The 14,935-nt window shown below is 69.0% G+C and carries 15 protein-coding genes; 3 read left to right on the top strand and 12 right to left on the bottom strand.

All coding sequences use genetic code 11. The features are described 5' to 3' along the window. Nucleotides 1–156: 156 nt before the first annotated feature. Entirely contained in the window at nt 157–813 is a 657-nt protein-coding gene (locus tag LR393_RS30225) for a type 1 periplasmic-binding domain-containing protein (protein WP_231488502.1), read from the bottom strand. A 158-nt stretch (nt 814–971) separates the two neighbouring features. Between LR393_RS30225 and LR393_RS30220 the strand changes: the two genes are divergently transcribed. From LR393_RS30220 to LR393_RS30210, 3 genes are all read left to right on the top strand, one after another. Beyond that, nucleotides 972–2,153 (top strand): HupE/UreJ family protein, encoded by a 1,182-nt coding sequence (locus tag LR393_RS30220; RefSeq protein ID WP_231488500.1) that lies wholly within the window; start codon nt 972–974, stop codon nt 2,151–2,153. Between the two features lie 114 nt (nt 2,154–2,267). Then, nucleotides 2,268–4,160: a purple acid phosphatase family protein gene (locus tag LR393_RS30215; RefSeq protein ID WP_231488498.1), complete on the top strand. Its 1,893-nt coding sequence runs from the start codon at nt 2,268–2,270 to the stop codon at nt 4,158–4,160. Nucleotides 4,161–4,227: 67 nt separating this feature from the next. Then, nucleotides 4,228–5,253: a WxL protein peptidoglycan domain-containing protein gene (locus tag LR393_RS30210; RefSeq protein WP_231488497.1), complete on the top strand. Its 1,026-nt coding sequence runs from the start codon at nt 4,228–4,230 to the stop codon at nt 5,251–5,253. A gap of 183 nt (nt 5,254–5,436) precedes the next feature. Here the strand turns inward: LR393_RS30210 and LR393_RS30205 are convergent, their stop codons facing one another. From LR393_RS30205 to LR393_RS30155, 11 genes are all read right to left on the bottom strand, one after another. Continuing rightward, a complete protein-coding gene (locus LR393_RS30205; RefSeq protein ID WP_231488495.1) occupies nt 5,437–6,243 on the bottom strand; it encodes a hypothetical protein in 807 nt (268 codons plus the stop codon). 155 nt (nt 6,244–6,398) lie between these two features. Then, nucleotides 6,399–7,130, bottom strand: coding sequence for an SDR family NAD(P)-dependent oxidoreductase (locus tag LR393_RS30200; RefSeq protein ID WP_231488494.1), 732 nt, complete (start codon nt 7,128–7,130; stop codon nt 6,399–6,401). A gap of 60 nt (nt 7,131–7,190) precedes the next feature. Beyond that, on the bottom strand, nt 7,191–7,856 hold the full coding sequence (locus tag LR393_RS30195; RefSeq protein ID WP_231488493.1) for a helix-turn-helix domain-containing protein: 666 nt from the start codon (nt 7,854–7,856) through the stop codon (nt 7,191–7,193). Nucleotides 7,857–7,871: 15 nt separating this feature from the next. After that, a complete protein-coding gene (locus tag LR393_RS30190; protein ID WP_231488492.1) occupies nt 7,872–8,153 on the bottom strand; it encodes an MSMEG_0570 family nitrogen starvation response protein in 282 nt (93 codons plus the stop codon). A gap of 14 nt (nt 8,154–8,167) precedes the next feature. Next, nucleotides 8,168–8,998 (bottom strand): carbon-nitrogen hydrolase family protein, encoded by an 831-nt coding sequence (locus LR393_RS30185; RefSeq protein WP_231488491.1) that lies wholly within the window; start codon nt 8,996–8,998, stop codon nt 8,168–8,170. A gap of 3 nt (nt 8,999–9,001) precedes the next feature. Next, on the bottom strand, nt 9,002–9,850 hold the full coding sequence (locus LR393_RS30180) for a carbon-nitrogen hydrolase family protein (protein WP_231488490.1): 849 nt from the start codon (nt 9,848–9,850) through the stop codon (nt 9,002–9,004). Nucleotides 9,851–9,871: 21 nt separating this feature from the next. Beyond that, nucleotides 9,872–11,299 carry an MSMEG_0567/sll0787 family protein gene (locus LR393_RS30175; protein ID WP_231488489.1) on the bottom strand — a complete coding sequence of 476 codons (1,428 nt, stop codon included), beginning with the start codon at nt 11,297–11,299 and terminating at the stop codon, nt 9,872–9,874. Next, a complete protein-coding gene (locus LR393_RS30170) occupies nt 11,296–12,348 on the bottom strand; it encodes an MSMEG_0568 family radical SAM protein (protein ID WP_231488487.1) in 1,053 nt (350 codons plus the stop codon). The genes LR393_RS30175 and LR393_RS30170 overlap by 4 nt, the downstream gene beginning before the upstream one ends. Before the next feature lie 10 nt (nt 12,349–12,358). Then, the gene (locus LR393_RS30165) at nt 12,359–12,871 is read right to left on the bottom strand and encodes an MSMEG_0572/Sll0783 family nitrogen starvation response protein (protein WP_231488485.1); all 513 of its coding nucleotides are present in this window, start codon (nt 12,869–12,871) and stop codon (nt 12,359–12,361) included. Nucleotides 12,872–12,897: 26 nt separating this feature from the next. Then, complete coding sequence (locus tag LR393_RS30160) at nt 12,898–13,716, bottom strand: amidohydrolase family protein (RefSeq protein ID WP_231488483.1); 819 nt, start codon at nt 13,714–13,716, stop codon at nt 12,898–12,900. Then, the coding region (locus LR393_RS30155) for an MSMEG_0569 family flavin-dependent oxidoreductase (protein WP_231488481.1) at nt 13,713–14,935 on the bottom strand (1,223 nt) is incomplete at its 5' end. The genes LR393_RS30155 and LR393_RS30160, both read right to left, overlap by 4 nt.

Genomic DNA, 14,935 nt, shown 5'->3' with positions numbered 1-14,935 from the left:
TCGGTGGTGACGGCCGGGTCCACATCGCGACCGACAACGACGGGCTCGACGACTCCACCGGCGAGACCGTGTTCCTGTCGATCGGCAAGGCGAGCAAGGTGTTCGGGAACCCGGTAATTCTTGCAGAGGGGACCGCCGACCAGCGGGCCCCTCTTTTCATGACAGCCAGAGGACGATCCCGGTCACCTGGGTCAGTACGGCCGCCACTCCCGCGCGGGTGGCGTTCGCGGCCCGGTCAGTGGTGAACGTGGCCGGGTCGTAGGGCGTGGATGCCGCCAGGCCCTCCCCGCGGAACGAGGCACCCGGCCAGCCCACCGCCGTGACGTTGCCCGTAGGCTCGGGGATCTCGGCCCCGAGTACGAGGAATTGCTGGTCGAGGTGGCTGGCGGTGACCAGGGTCAGCGGGTCGACCAGGTCGTTGCCCGCGCTGATGACGAGTTCCGGGCCCATCCCGATGGCTTTCGTGATGCCCGGGACCAGGTCGTGCTCACCGGTGGCGTCCACCGTGCGCAGATCCACCTTCTCGACGTCCGCCCAGCTTCTCACCGCGGAGGCCAGGGACTTCGTCGCGGCGTCGTCGCCCGCCGTGAGCAGCACGACCCGATAGCCCTTTCCCGGGTGCACGTCGTCCCACGACCCGGGCGCGGGGGTGACGGTCGACTCCGGGGTGGGAGGTGCGGACGGGTCGGTGAAACCAGGCTTGGGCGAGCCGATCGCGGTGGTGGCGGGGTGGGGGTCGGACCAGTCGTCGCCGCAGCCGGCGAGCAGGGCCGCCGCGGCCAGGATGACGACCGCCCGGCGGGGCGAGAGCACAGGTTCCTCCGTGGGGTTTTCGGGGTGCTCGTCGTTTCTACAGCCCGGTGCGGTTCCCGAGACCGGATCGGTCCGGTTTGTTCCGCTGCTGTTGGCCGTCGGGGCTCGGTCCATTCACCTGGGGCCGACAGCGTGCACGCGCCAACAGAAGGAGTTCCATGTTCAGCCGCACTTTCCGGGCCGTCGTGCTGGGTGCCGTCGTCGCCGCGGGAGTTCTCGCCGGTGCGGCCCCGGCGTTCGCGCACGGCTTCTCCTCGGTCGTGTACGTCGATGCCACCTCACCCGAGAAGAACCACCTCCGGACCGAAATCGGCCTGGAGTACGACCTGCTCGTCGTCTCGGCCGCGGACACCCAGAAGAACGACGCCTTGTTCCGGGACGGCACCGCCGCCTTCGAGGGAGGCGATCCCACGGAGCAGGCCGCCGCCCTGGAATCGCACGCCGACGCCGTCCTGGCCTATGTCGACGATCGCTTCTCCGTCACCGGCTGCACCCCGCAGCGGGCCGGCGCCTTCTCGGTCGCCGAGCGGGAGGGTGTGCCCTACGCCTTCCTTGCCCTCGACCAGGTCTGCACCAGCGCAGATTACGACATGACGAGCACGCTGTTCCCGGACTCCGAGGGCTATGTGCGGGGTACCAGGACGATCGTCAGCTACTCCCTGGCCGGGCTCGACGGCAGTGCTGCTCTCGATGCCTCGCACCCGTCCTTCGATCTCGCCCAGAGCGGCCTGGAGCGGTTCTGGGAGTTCTTCCGGCTCGGCGCCGAGCACCTGCTGCTGGGGCCCGACCACATCCTCTTCCTGCTCGCCCTGATCGCCGGGTCGCGGCGCCTGCGCGAAGTGGTGCTGGTCGCCACGTCGTTCACCCTGGCCCACTCGGTGACCTTCGTCCTGGCCGCCCTGGGGCTGGTGAAGGTGCCCGGCGAGGTCGTCGAGCCGATCATCGCACTCTCGATCGCCGTGGTGGCCGGATGGTATCTGTGGCGGCTCGGGCGCCGGGGACCGGCGGCGGCCGACATTGATTCCGCAGGAGGTTATTTCAGTCTCGACCGGGCCGGCTGGACCCGGCTCGGCGTGGTGTTCGTCTTCGGCCTGGTGCACGGGCTGGGTTTCGCCGGGGCCCTGGGCATCGACGAGGCCTGGTCGTGGACTCTGCTCTGGTCGCTGCTGGTGTTCAACATCGGCATCGAGGCCGTGCAGCTCGGGCTGATTCTCGCGCTCTTCCCGGTGCTGGTGCTGCTGCGCCGCCGGGCGCCACGGGCCGGGCTCTGGGTCTCGGGGGCGGTGTCGGCGCTGGTCTCGGTGGTGGGGCTCTTCTGGTTCGTCGAACGCGTGATCTAGGGATATACCGCTCGGCGCAACGGGAATCACCTCTGTGGTTCATGATCCGTTCATTGCGGGGCAGAAGGTTGAGCCCGCCTCAATTCTGTTCACCCTGAAAGGGATGAAACCAAAGTGTCTTTGACAGACGCATCCCGGGCGAGACGACTGGCCCGGCCGGTCGCCGCCCTGGGACTCGGCCTCGTGACCTGTGTCACGGGTTTCGCCGCTCCCGCCCAGGCGGCGGACGCGGCCACTCTCACCGGCGTCATCCTCGGCGTCGGCGCCGACGAGACCCAGCGCATGGTGACCTGGTACTCCTCCGCCGACACCGTCCAGGCGGCGCAGATCGCCCCGGCCGCCCAGGTGGTCAACGGTGAGTTCCCGGCCGGTGCCAGCAGCTTCTCCGCCGTCGGCGGGGCCAACATCGCGACCAGCGGTGGTTACAACCGGCACGCCACGCTGACCGGGCTGGCCGAGAACACCACCTACTCGTACCACGTGGGTTCGGACGGGAACTGGTCGAAGACCTACACCTTCAAGACCCAGGACTTCGACGGCGAGTACGACTTCCTGTTCCTCGGCGACCCGCAGATCGGGGCGTCGGGCAACGTCGCGAACGACCAGGCGGGCTGGGCCGACACGCTCGACGTGGCGACGAAGGCCAACCCGGACGCCGAGATCCTGGTGTCCGGCGGCGATCAGGTCGAGACGGCCAACACCGAGTCGCAGTGGAACGCGTTCCTGGCCCCCGAGCAGCTGCGCCAGGTGCCGTACGCCGCGACCATCGGTAACCACGACGTCGGTGGCAAGGCCTACGAGCAGCACCTGGCCACGCCGAACACCGACCGCTCGGCGTCCTATTACGTGAACGGCAACCCGACGTCCAACACCTCGGGCGGCGACTACTGGTACATGTACAAGGACGTGCTGTTCATCGACCTGAACAGCAACAGCTACACCAGCTCCTCGGGCGGTGGCGGTGACGAGGCGCACCTGAGCTACGTCACCGACGTCATCACCAAGCACGGTGCCGACGCCAAGTACAAGGTGCTCGTCTACCACCACTCGATCTACTCGCCGGCCTCGCACGCCAAGGATGCCGACAACAAGGTCCGCCGGGTCGACTTCCCCACCACCTTCTCGAAGCTCGGCGTGGACCTGGTGCTCCAGGGCCACGACCACGCCTACACGCGTAGCTACCTGATCAAGAATGGTGCGAAGGCGGACGCGGACGAGCAGCCCGGTGCCGCCGACGTGTACCCGGGCCCCGGTGGCGTGCTCTACGTGACGGCCAACTCGGCCTCGGGTTCCAAGTACTACGACATCACCGCGCCGGACAACAGTGGCACGAGCGGTGCGGGCAACGGTCCCGACCCGCTGGACCCGACCCGCTACTGGTACAACTCGGTCCAGAACCAGGAGCACACCCGCACCTACGTCAAGGTGAAGGTGCGCAACGATCAGCTCGTGGTCGAGAACATCCGCAGCGAGGCCAATGTCGGCTCGACGGTCGACAAGGTCACGGTGCACCCGTACCACGGTGAGGGCCAGCAGATCCAGGTCCGCGTGCCGAAGGCCGCCCCCGGTGAGTTCGGGTGGACGATCGACGGCAAGAACGGCCTGGTCGACCTGGGTACGGCCAAGGACAACGATGGTAAGTACCTGGGTGCCACCGGCTCGATCAACCCGATCACCGTGAAGGACACCCGTAGTTCGCTCTCCCCGTGGTCGATCTCGGCCGCGGTGGGTGACTTCAAGGACGCCGACAAGACGTTCTCGGGTTCCTTCCTCGGGTGGACGCCCGCGGTCGCGACGGCCGGGGCCGGCGCCAAGGCCGGTACCGCCGTGGAGTCCGGCCTGAACGGGGGTGAGGGTCTGTCCGTCTCCCGCACCCTGGGTCAGGCGGATCCGGGTCACGAGAAGGGCGAGGCCAAGCTGGCCGCCGACCTCGACCTGAAGATCCCGAGCAGCGTCGATCAGGGTAGCTATCGCGCCACCCTGACGATCACCGCTCTCAGCAGCTGATTTTCCCTGGTGGGGTGGCCTTCCCCGGAAGGTCACCCCACTCCTTCCGCCCGAGGAACGAGTTACCGTGAGACACCTGAAAACCACTGCGGCGGTCGTGCTGGCCCTCGCGACCACCCTGCTGGGTGCGGGTACCGCGTCCGCTGCCACTGATGACGTGACCTGGACCGTACGGACGGCGTCCAACGACCTCGGCGACAGCCGCACCAGTTTCAGCTACGACCTGAAACCCGGCGCCACCCTCGACGACGCCATGGTGGTGGCCAACCGGGGAAACGCGCCGCTCACCCTGAAGGTTTACGCCGCCGACGGTTTCACCACCGAGGCGGGTCAGATGGACCTGGTGACGAAGGACGCCGAGTCGATCGGTGTCGGCGCCTGGGTGCACGCCGAGCGCGCCAGCGTGCTGGTGGAACCCGGCAAGACCGCCGAACTTCCCTTCACCGTGCAGATTCCGGAGAACGCCACGCCCGGCGACCACGCCGGCGGCATCATCACCTCACTGACCCAGGCCGACTCCGACGAGACCATCAACGTCGACCGGCGCCTGGGGATCCAGATCAAGCTGCGCGTGGACGGTGACCTGAAGCCCGCAGTCGCGATCGAAGACCTCTCCGTCGGTTACCAGGGCACCCTCAACCCGGCCGGAAAAGGTTCTACTGAAGTCAGTTACACGCTCCGCAACACCGGCAACGCGATCCTGTCGGGCTCGGCCGCGACGTCCCTGAAGGGTCCCTTCGGCTGGTTCAAGGTCTCGGCCGGCCAGTCGGGCCTCCCGCAGCAGCTCCTGCCGGGGGAGCGCTGGAAGGTCACCGGCACGATCGCCGGCGTCGTGCCCTCGGGCCGCCTGAGCGCGACCACCCACCTGCTGCCGGTCATCACCGACGCGGCGGGTTCGACGACCAGCCTCCCGGCGATCTCCGCCACCACCCACGCCTGGGCGCTGCCCTGGACTCTGCTGCTGGTGATCGTCGCCCTGATCGCCCTGATCGTCACCGCTGTCGTGGTGTCACGCCGGAACCGGGCCCGCCGGAAGGCCCGGGAGGACGCGCGGGTCGAGGAGGCGGTGAAGGAAGCGCTGCAGGCGCAGTAGCTCAGGTCGGGACCCAGGCCGTGGGGGTCACCGGCGGTCCGGGTGACCAGACGAACGTCATCATGACGGCCCTCCCGGGGTCGCCGGACGAGCAGAAGCTGGACCTCCTGAGGGTGCTCGGGCTCCAGGAACTCCAGAACCCCACCCCGGGCTGACCCACCGGCGGGTCAGCCCGGACCAGGATCAGCCGATCTTCCAGGCTCCGGCGATGACGTCCGCCCGGGGTGACCAGAACAGCGCACCGTCGGCCACGTCCGTGTACTTCACCGTGATCGTCTTGTTCGTCTTCGCCTTCACCGTGACGGCCTTCTTGCCGTTGACCGCCTGGTGGTCCCCGCCGTCCGCGTCCTCCCAGACGAACCCGGCGGGCTTGAAGGAGAACTTCTTCAGGGCCTCGACCTTCAGCTTCAGCGTGCCCTTGCCGTCCGGGTGCCTGGCCGACGTCGGTGTCACCTTGGCGACGGCCTTCCCGGCCTGGTAGACGGTGACCGCACTGCCACGCTGCACGTAACTGGCGGGCAGGAGCTCAGAGGCCCCCGTGACCGTCCGCCCCTTGACGTACCAGGCACCGGCCACGGTCTTCAGGCCCGGGGCCCAGATCACGTCGCCGTTGCCCACCCCGGTGTAGTCGATGGTCACCTTCTTGGTGGTGTTCGCCGGGACGCTGATCTTGCGGTTGGCGTCGTCGGCCTCGTGGTCGCCGCCGCTGGGGTCTTCCCAGAGCCAGTCACCGGCGCTGAACGAGAGGGCCTTCTTCGTCTCGACGGTCAGCACCAGCTTGCCGTCGCCACCGGGGTGCGCGGACGACACGGCGGTCACCTTGGCCTTCACCGCGCCGTCGCGGTACACCGTGACGGTGTCACCCCGCTGCACGTAGGCCGTCTGGTGACCGGTCGCGGGCAACGCCGTGGCGGCCTGTGCGGCCGGCGACATCAGCACCGTCCCACCGAGAGCCAACGCGACAACCCCTACTGTGGCGAGCTTCTTCATCGGTACCTCTCACTCGGACGATGGCCGGCGTGGCAGCAGCGCCGCGCCGTGATCTCATCCTGGCGCAATGTGAGGTGCCGGTCGTCAGACCAGGGGCGGGCATTGCCTCGCCCCCGTGTACGACCCCAGACGCATGCCGGGCTACCCCTGCGTGCTCACAGGCTCTGGCCGCCCGACAGGTCGATGATCGAGCCGGTGGCCCACTGGAATCCGTCGGACAGGATGGCGGGTACGGCCGCGGTGATGTCGTCGGGCTCGGCGATGCGGCCCTGGGCGATGGTGTGCGCGGCGAGTTCCTGGACCTGCGGTGAGCGCATCATGCCCCCACCGAAGTCGGTCAGCACGGCCCCGCCCATCAGGGTGTTGACCCGGATGCCGCGGTCGGCCAGCTCCACGGCCTGATAGCGGGTCAGCACCTCGATCGCTCCCTTGGTCGCGGCGTACGCGGACATCCCGGGGACGACGCCCCGGGTCAGGGCGGTCGTCACGTTGAGCACGCGGCCACCGTCGTTGATCAGGGGCAGCAGGGCCTGGGTGAGGAAGAACGGCGCCCGCAGGTTGATGCCGACCAGCTCGTCGAACTGCTCCGGGGTGGTCCGGTCGTAGGGTGCGTAGGTGCCGATCCCGGCGTTGTTGACCAGGTGGTCGAGGGTCTGCGTGCCGAAGCGGTCGTGCAGCGTCTGCCGCACCGTGTCGACGAACTCCGGGTAGGTGTCGGTGCGGGTGGCGTCGAGCCGGCAGAAAACGAGGTCGTCCGAGTCCGCCGGCCGTTCGCTGCGGTGACAGGTACCCACCACCGCCACGCCCGCGCTCGTCAGGTGCTGGGCCATGCTCCGCCCGAGCCCGCGCCCGGCCCCGGTGACCAGGGCGATCTTCCGGTCTGCCATGAGAGTTCCTTCCGTTCGTGGATGGGTCGCCGCCACGATGGAGGAAGGTCCGCCCGGCCCCTACGCCCTGTCCGCTGAACGGACAAGAGCCTGTTCGAGAGCCGCGGCGGCATGGTGGACGGGCGCCGCGAGACGCTCCGCCGGCCGGTGCGCGGCGGTGGCGACCTGCAAGGACGCTCGCCGCCCCCGGGGCAGGGCGACCGGCACCGCGTAGCAGGTGAGCCCGGGCAGCACCTGCTCGTCGTCGACCGCCGCCCCGAACGACCGCCGCCGCGCCGCCGGGATGCGACCGGGCGTGAGCACCATCGCCGCCGCCGTCGACGCGGGCATCTGTGCACCGCTCCGGGCGTCGATCGGCAGGGCGTCACGGCCGGGCAGCATCTCCAGCGCCACGAACGAATCTTCCGACGGCACCACGAAAGACACCGCTGCCCCGGTCTGTTCACGCAACTCGGCCATCGCTTTCGAGGCGGTTCCCCGAAGACCGGTCAGGGGCTCCACCTGCTGGGCCAGGCCCAGCAGCGATGCGGCCAGGTGCCAGTGCCCGTTCTGCAGCTCCACCGCACCGGACTCCCGCAGCTGACGCAGAAGACGGTGCACCGTGGGGCGGGGCAGCCCGGTCGCCCGCGCGAGCGTCGCCACCTGATGCTCCGGCCCACTGCCGGGCAGCGCCCGCAACACCCGGAAGGCGCCGTCCACGACACTTCTCGGTTCCCGTTCCGCCACCGCGAAGACCTCCGTTCAGGGATGCTCGAAGCTCACCACCGTAACCTCACCCTCCGGACAGGCCTTCGCCCGGGCCCAGATCTCGTCACGCATCGCCGCCGCGCTGGTACAGGCGAAGCCGTACTTCTCCCGCACCCGGTTCGAGGCGATGGTCAGGGCCTCGTCACTGCGCCGTACGAAATCCGCCACCGGGTAGCGCTCGCCGGGCTTCAGGAAGTCCTCGATCACCAGGCTCGGCGAGTAGCAGCGCTGGGCCGTTCCGTCGGGCCAGGTGACGCGGAAGTACATCTCGGGCATGAGTTTTCCGTTCGCTAGCGGTAGGTGTCGGGACGGCGTTCGCTGAGGTGGTCCAGGACCCGGCGGGCCTGGGTGATCTCCGCGTCGACATCGACCGTGGCCACCGCCAGCCCGGCCTTGGCCCAGGTGCGGGCCAGGATGTCGCCACCCGGGCCGACCACCTTGGCCTGCCCGAGGAAGCGCATGCCGCCCAGGGATCCGGTCTGGTTGGCCGACGCCAGCACCACCTGGTTCTCGGCGGCGCGGGAGCGGTCGTAGAGGTCGAACAACCGGGACTGCCGGTCGTCGCTCATCCGGGGCGCCCGGTTACTGATGTTCGTCGGCCAGGCCGACAGGCAGGCCAGGATGCCCGCCCCGTCCAGGGCCAGGGAGCGCGCCGACTCGGGAAAGGTCTTGTCGTAGTCGATGAGCATGCCGACCCGGCCGACCGGGGTGTCGAACGCGCTGAACGTGTGGCCGGGGGCGTAGGCCCGTTCCTCGCCCCGGGGCAGGTGCACCTTGCGGTGCCGCCCGAGCACCCCGTCACCGCTCAGGCAGACCGCGCTGTTGTACCGGGTCTCACCGTCGTCGCCCAGCTCGCAGTAGCCGATGCAGACGACCATCTCAGCAGCGGACGCGGCCACCTTGCCGATCAGCTCGTGGTCGGGTTCCAGGGCCGGTGGCAGCGATTCCGGATCGGGATTGCGCAGGTCGGGCAGGTATCCGCCCAGAGCCGCGTCGGGCAGGACCAGCAGTTCCGCACCGGCCCGGCGGGCCTGCTCGATCAGCGTCTGCACCCGGGCCAGGTCGAAGTCCAGGTCGCGGCCGAAGCCGGCCGCCACGGCCGCGATCGTGACCTCGCTCATTCGTCAGCTCCCGACAGCGACCGGTTCGTGCGTCGTGTAAGCCGCCGGACGCCGGTCGCGCAAGTGCCCCATCGAGCGCCGCGCCTGGGTGAGGGCGTCGTCCACATCGACCTCCACCACCGCGAGACCCTCGGCGACCCCGGTGCCGACCAGCACGTCCCCACCCGGCCCGACGATCTTGGCGCTGGAGACGAAGCGCAGTGAACCGAAACTGCCGCTCTGGTTGGCCGAGAGCCAGACGATCTGGTTCTCCAGCGCCCGGGCCTGGTCGAAGATGTCGAAACGATGCTTCCAGCGGTCGTCCTCGAGATTCTCCGGGGCGTTGGTGCGACTGCCTGGCCACGCGGAGACACAGACGACGATCTGGGCGCCGTCGAGGGCCAGCGAACGCGCGGACTCGGGGAATGCCTTGTCATAACAGATCATCATGCCGATCCGGCCGACCGGTGTGTCGAACGCCGCGAACTCCTGGCCCGCCGCGTAGTGCGCGTCTTCCCGCAGCGGCTGGTGCACCTTGCGGTGGTTACCCAGCACCCCGCTGCCGTCGACGCAGACCACGCTGTTGTAGAGCTTCCCGTCGTCGGTCTGCTCGCAGTAACCGGCGCAGACCACCATCTCCCCGGCCAGCGCGGCCAGGCGGGCGATCTCCGGCCCGTCCTGCCGGAAAGCCGGTGGCGGTGGGGCGCTTCCGCGTAGGTCACTGAGGTAGCCGCCGAGCGTGGCCTCGGGCAGGGCGAGCAACTGCACACCCCGGCCCCGGGCCTCGTCGATCAGCACGGCGACCCGGGCGAAGTCGCCCTCCAGATCGCGGTCGAACGGCGCCGAGACGACCCCCAGCGTAATGGCGCTCATGACTCCAACTCCTGTTCGTGGTCAGGCACTTCCGAGGCCTGTCACCGCTCCCGGAACGGCTTGCGTGATGTCCCCGTCGGGCCAGCGCAACTGCACTCCCGCGCCCTCGACCAGCTCACCGCAGACCGCGGAGACGGCCGGTCCGGCCCAGGGCTCACCCGATCCCGGTTCCTCGGCCGTGATCATGCCGAACCCCGGGAAGCAGGTCAGCCAATCACCGGTGGTGGCCGAACCGGGACGGGGCACGTCGGCCACGTCGAGCACGGCCCCGCACCCTCCGGCCTCGGCGAGCATGCCGAGCGTTCCGGCGATCCCGGCCATCGACACGTCTTTCGCGGCCCGGGGCAGACTTCTCCCGACCATACTCAGCATGGACCGGAGCTCGGTGGTGGTGCGGTGCGAGGTGGAGTCCCACTGCCGGCCGCTGTAGCCCGGCCGCCATCCGCCCTCGAGGTCGGCGGTGAGCCGGATCCGGTCGCCGGACCGGCCGCCACCTCCCGGCACCGGGCTGTCGGTGCGGCCCAGAGCCGTGACACTGAGCGAGGCCGGAACGCCGAACTGGGTGTGCCCGCCGATCACCGGCACTCCGTAGGCCTGGCCCGCCCGGCGCAGACCACCGAGAACGCGCGCGGCGAAGGAGCTGTCGCGGGCGCCCACGGAGTCGAGCAGGGCGACCGGGGTGGCGCCCATCGCGGCCAGGTCGTTGAGATTGACCAGCACCGAGCACCAGCCGGCCCAGTCCGGGTCGCGTTCCACCATTGAGGGCAGGATGGCGTCGCAGGCGGCCACCAGGTCGCTACCGGGCACCGGGGCACCGTCGTCGCCGATGAAACCGGCTCCGCCGAGGCCCTTCTGATCGTGGGTGAAATCGTGCAAGAGGACGCCGAGGTCGCGTTTGGTCGCCTCGGTGAGAGTCTGGATGCGGTGGACGGGCCAGCGCATGAGTTCGTGGGGTGCACCGGCGACCTCGATGGCGCGCACGTGGTCCCAGCCGAGTTTCGCGAAGAACGGGCGGTACCGCGGCTGCACGGTGGCGTCGAACCGCAGCACGCCCTCGGCCTCGGCCCGGGCGCAGGCCGCTCGCACCAGCGCGGGACCGGCCCCGAGATTGCCCCGGCCGACCAGACGCCCGCCCTGCCACCAGCCGACATCCGGCTGGTCGCCGACGGGTCCGAGTCGAACCCCTCCGAGCACCGTGCCGTCGGCGGTGCGGGCCACGAGCACGACGGTGCGCGGGTCTTCGTCCACCTCGTCGAGGTCGCTACCCTCGAAGAGCCCTTGCTCCTCCACGAACTGTTCACGCCGCAAGGCGTGATAGGCGGCGAGAGTCTCACCGTCCGCGTCCTCAAGCACGAAACCGCTCGTGCGCCGCGGTACCGACAGGTCACGCAGGAGAGCCTCGCCGAGTTCACCCCCGCGCGGCAGCGTGCGGAACAGGATCTCGGTCATCCGCCGGCCGCCTTGAGAGCGCTACAGGCTCCACAGGCCGCGCAGCCGGCGCCCTGGTCGTCACCGGTCATCCCGGCCTCCCGCAGCAGGGCTCCGACGCGGGCGGTGACCTCGGTCACGACGGACGCGGGCGCCGTGGTGGCGCCGTCGCGGCGGGCCAGGGTGCCCATCATCGGGCGCATGGGGACGACGAACGGGTAGACACCGCGGTCGATCAGGGTTTTCGCCCCGGCCACCAGCTCGTCGGGCGTCTCGCCCAGGCCGATGAGGAGGTACGTGGAGACCTTGTTGCGGCCGAAGACCCGCACGGCCTCGTCCCAGGCGGCCTCGTACTCGGCCATCGGCACGCTGCCCTTGCCGGGCATCCAGCGGCGTCGCAGCTCGTCGTCCATGCTCTCGACGTGGATGCCGATGGCCTGGGCCCCGGCCTCTTTCAGGTCGGTGATGACCTGAAGATCTTTCGGCGGCTCGATCTGCACCTGGATGGGCAACCCGGGAACGGCTTTTATCACCGCCCGGACCGAGCGCACCAGATTGCGTGCGCCGCGGTCCGGGCCGGTGGTGGTGCCGGTGGTCATGACCATCTGCCGCACACCGTCCAGCCGGACCGCGGCCTCGGCCACCTCCGCCAGCTGCGCGGGCGTTTTCGCGGCGATGGTCGAGCCCTGCCGCAGCGATTCCTCGATCGCGCAGAACCGGCAGCGTTCCGCCTCGTCGTAGCGGACGCAGGTCTGCACGACCGTGGTGGCCAGCACGTCTTGACCGTGCAGCAGGGCGATCTTCTCGTAGGGGACACCGTCGGCCGTGACCAGGTCGTAGAACTTCGGCCGCCGCACGGTGTTCACCGACAGCCCGAGATCGATCCTGCCCTCGTAGACCCGGCCCTCTCGGATGACGTAGGGGCTGTCGGAAACGATCGGCAGGGCCGCGTTCTCGCCGTCGAGAACCAGGTGCCCGTCGTCGCTCGGCCCGGCGCCCTTACTGCGCCGCACCGGGGCGTCGACGCGCACGCCGTGCACCGCGAGGTTCACTCTCGTGACGGTGTCCATGAGGGGAACCTCAGATCATGTAGGTCGAGTTGATGATGGCGCCCTTGCGTGCGTAGTGGATCACCGCGTCCTGGACGTCGAGAGGATGCGTCGGGATGACCCCTTCGATCAGGTCTTCCTCGCGGGCGCCGTGCAGCGACAGGCCGAAACGGCAGCAGTAGACCTTGCCGCCCTCCTTGATGAATGTCTTCAGCGAGTCGTTGATGTTGTGCTCACCCGGGAAGGCGCTGTTTCCGGTGGTCGGGAAACCGCGCGTGGCCAGGGCATTGAGCGAGCCCGGGCCGTAGAAGTAGATCGCTGACTCGAAGCCTTTCCGCAGAGCGCGGGTGGCCTGCAGGATCGCGACGAAGCTGACCGACGACTCGTGGGCGATACCGTGCACGAGCGTGAAGTAGGTCTCGCCGTTCTCGGCCTTGTAGTCGGGGAAGACCTTGGTGCCGCCGTAGATGCTGGAACCCTCGGGCAGCGAGGGGTGGGGGATCTCGTCGAGACTCTTGCGCTCGAGCTCGGTCAGGTCGGCCATGACTTTTCCTCCGGTGATGTCGGGACCTAGTCGTACAGCGTGCCGAACGTGCGGCGGAGCGCGTGGTCGGCCAGTTCGCCGTCCCCGAACCCTGCCTTCAGGCGGGCGTATTCACCCTCGAAATCGCCCCAGGGCTGATCACTTGCGAACAGCACCCGGTCGTGGCCGAGGCCGCGCCGGGAGATCTCCTGCGCCAGCCAGCGCGGCGCGAAGCCGATCGCCCAGGACAGGTCTGTGTAGACCTGCTTGCCCTGCCCGATCCAGTCGAAGAAGCGGCCGCCGATGAGTTTCATGTGGCCGCTCATGCCGCCGCCGAAGTGCACCAGATGCAGCTTGACGTCGTCGGCGTAGAGGTCGACGAGCTTGCCGATCTCGTCGATGTCACTCGCGCCGCCCGGGCTGGTGTGTACGTGAACGACGAGGTTCTTCTCGCGCGCGGTGGTGAAGATCCTGGCGAGACCCCGTTGCACGGCCTCGTCGTCCACCGTGCCACCCAGCAGGAAGCTGAGCTTGAGTGCCTTGACGCCCTGCTCCCCGGCCAGTTTCAGTGCCTGATCGGTGCGTTCGGCGTCTGACGGCTTGGCCGAGACCCACAGCCCGGCCCGGATCCGATCGTCGGTCTGGGCGGCCTCGACCACCAGCTCGTTGAAGCCGAAGGCCAGATCCGGCTGCGGCACGCCGTAGTTCGGGATGACCAGCGCGCGCTCGGTGTTCTCCCGGTCGAGGTCCTCGATCAGCTCCTTGATCGTGGCCCGGGCGGTGACATCCGCGCGGATCGGAGGGCCGCCGTAGAACGGGAATTCCGGCATCACGCCGAGATGGCGATGGGCATCGCAGTGACTCATGCGACCTGGCGCTTGCTCTGGGTGTTGCGCACGATGTGCTCGGTCAGGTGACGCGCGTCGTCACCGACACCGCGGAACCGGCCCGAGCCCCAGGTCCATTGCCAGGGCAGGCCGAGCACGTACAGTCCGGGCATGCTCGTGACGCCCCGGTGGTGCGAGGGGTAGCCGTGGCCGTTGAACACCGGCAGATCCACCCAGCGGTAGTCGGCGTCGAAGCCGGTGCACCAGATCACCGAGGTGATAGCGCTTTTCGCCGGATCGAGATGAGTGAGGACGTCGGGGTCGGGTTCCCAGACCGGTGTGTAGCGGTCTTCGGTCGGCTGGTCGAGGTTTTCGGACTCGATGTAGGCATCGATCAGATCCTTGATGCCCTCGGCGACCGCATCGGCGCCGTCCAGATTCGCCTTCAGGTCGTCGTCGAACGTGATGCCCTCGGCCGTGATGTCTTTGAGGCGGCCGTACAGATGCATGCCGTCGCGGGCGAAGGCACGCAGGTCGATGTCCCGGCCGCCGCCCCTGCCCGTGACGTAGTGGTTCACTTTGTGCCGAGTCGCGTCCTGATCGGCGAACTCGGTGATTCCCTTGGTGTAGTGGCCTATCTCGTCGAGCCAGGTCATGCAGTCCCGGCCCCGGTAGAACCGGGCCACCCGCGGTGCCTGACCGGTCGCCAGGTGCACGGTGCGACCGGCCAGGTGCAGGTCCTCGGCGATCTGGCAGCCGGACTGACCCGTGCCGACGACCAGCGTGGCGCCCTCGGGAAGCTGGTCCGGGTTCTTGTAGTCGGAGGAGTGAATCTGAATCACGCTGCCCGGGAGCCGTTCCGCGAATCGAGGAATGCGCGGCCGATGATAGGCACCGGTGGCGATGACGACCTGGGACGCCTGAAAGGTGCCCCGCGTCGTCCGCAATTGGAATCGGTGACCGTCATGCGTCATCCGGATCACCTCGACGCCCTCGTGGATCGGCGGATCGAACGTCCGCGCGTAGTCCCGCAGGTAGTCGACGATCTCCTCGCGCACCATGAACCCGTCGGGGTCGCCGGCGCTGTACTCGTGTCCCGGGAGAAGGCACTGATAGTTGGGTGTCACCAGACTAAAACTGTCCCAGCGTCTTTCGGACCACTCAAAGCCCACGTGATGGCGCTCGAGGACGACGTGGTCGATCTGGGCGGTCGTGAGGCAGTGGCTGGCGGGCCGGGCGGGCTGGGCCGCGCCGCGGG

Origin of the sequence: Kineosporia mesophila (assembly GCF_021129235.1) — a bacterium.
Classification (GTDB): Bacteria; Actinomycetota; Actinomycetes; order Actinomycetales; family Kineosporiaceae; genus Kineosporia; species Kineosporia mesophila.
The sequence above is the reverse complement of the archived record's forward strand: the minus strand, read 5'-3'. Positions and strand labels throughout refer to the sequence as shown.

Bases quoted from the DNA above. Each gene is read 5' to 3' on its own strand.
- LR393_RS30185 (WP_231488491.1), bottom strand. From the start codon at position 8,998: ATGAGCGAGGTCACGATCGCGGCCGTGGCGGCCGGCTTCGGCCGCGAC.
- LR393_RS30160 (WP_231488483.1), bottom strand. From the start codon at position 13,716: ATGAGTCACTGCGATGCCCATCGCCATCTCGGCGTGATGCCGGAATTC.
- LR393_RS30200 (WP_231488494.1), bottom strand. From the start codon at position 7,130: ATGGCAGACCGGAAGATCGCCCTGGTCACCGGGGCCGGGCGCGGGCTC.
- LR393_RS30170 (WP_231488487.1), bottom strand. From the start codon at position 12,348: ATGGACACCGTCACGAGAGTGAACCTCGCGGTGCACGGCGTGCGCGTC.
- LR393_RS30180 (WP_231488490.1), bottom strand. From the start codon at position 9,850: ATGAGCGCCATTACGCTGGGGGTCGTCTCGGCGCCGTTCGACCGCGAT.
- LR393_RS30220 (WP_231488500.1), top strand. From the start codon at position 972: ATGTTCAGCCGCACTTTCCGGGCCGTCGTGCTGGGTGCCGTCGTCGCC.
- LR393_RS30175 (WP_231488489.1), bottom strand. From the start codon at position 11,299: ATGACCGAGATCCTGTTCCGCACGCTGCCGCGCGGGGGTGAACTCGGC.
- LR393_RS30190 (WP_231488492.1), bottom strand. From the start codon at position 8,153: ATGCCCGAGATGTACTTCCGCGTCACCTGGCCCGACGGAACGGCCCAG.
- LR393_RS30205 (WP_231488495.1), bottom strand. From the start codon at position 6,243: ATGAAGAAGCTCGCCACAGTAGGGGTTGTCGCGTTGGCTCTCGGTGGG.
- LR393_RS30165 (WP_231488485.1), bottom strand. From the start codon at position 12,871: ATGGCCGACCTGACCGAGCTCGAGCGCAAGAGTCTCGACGAGATCCCC.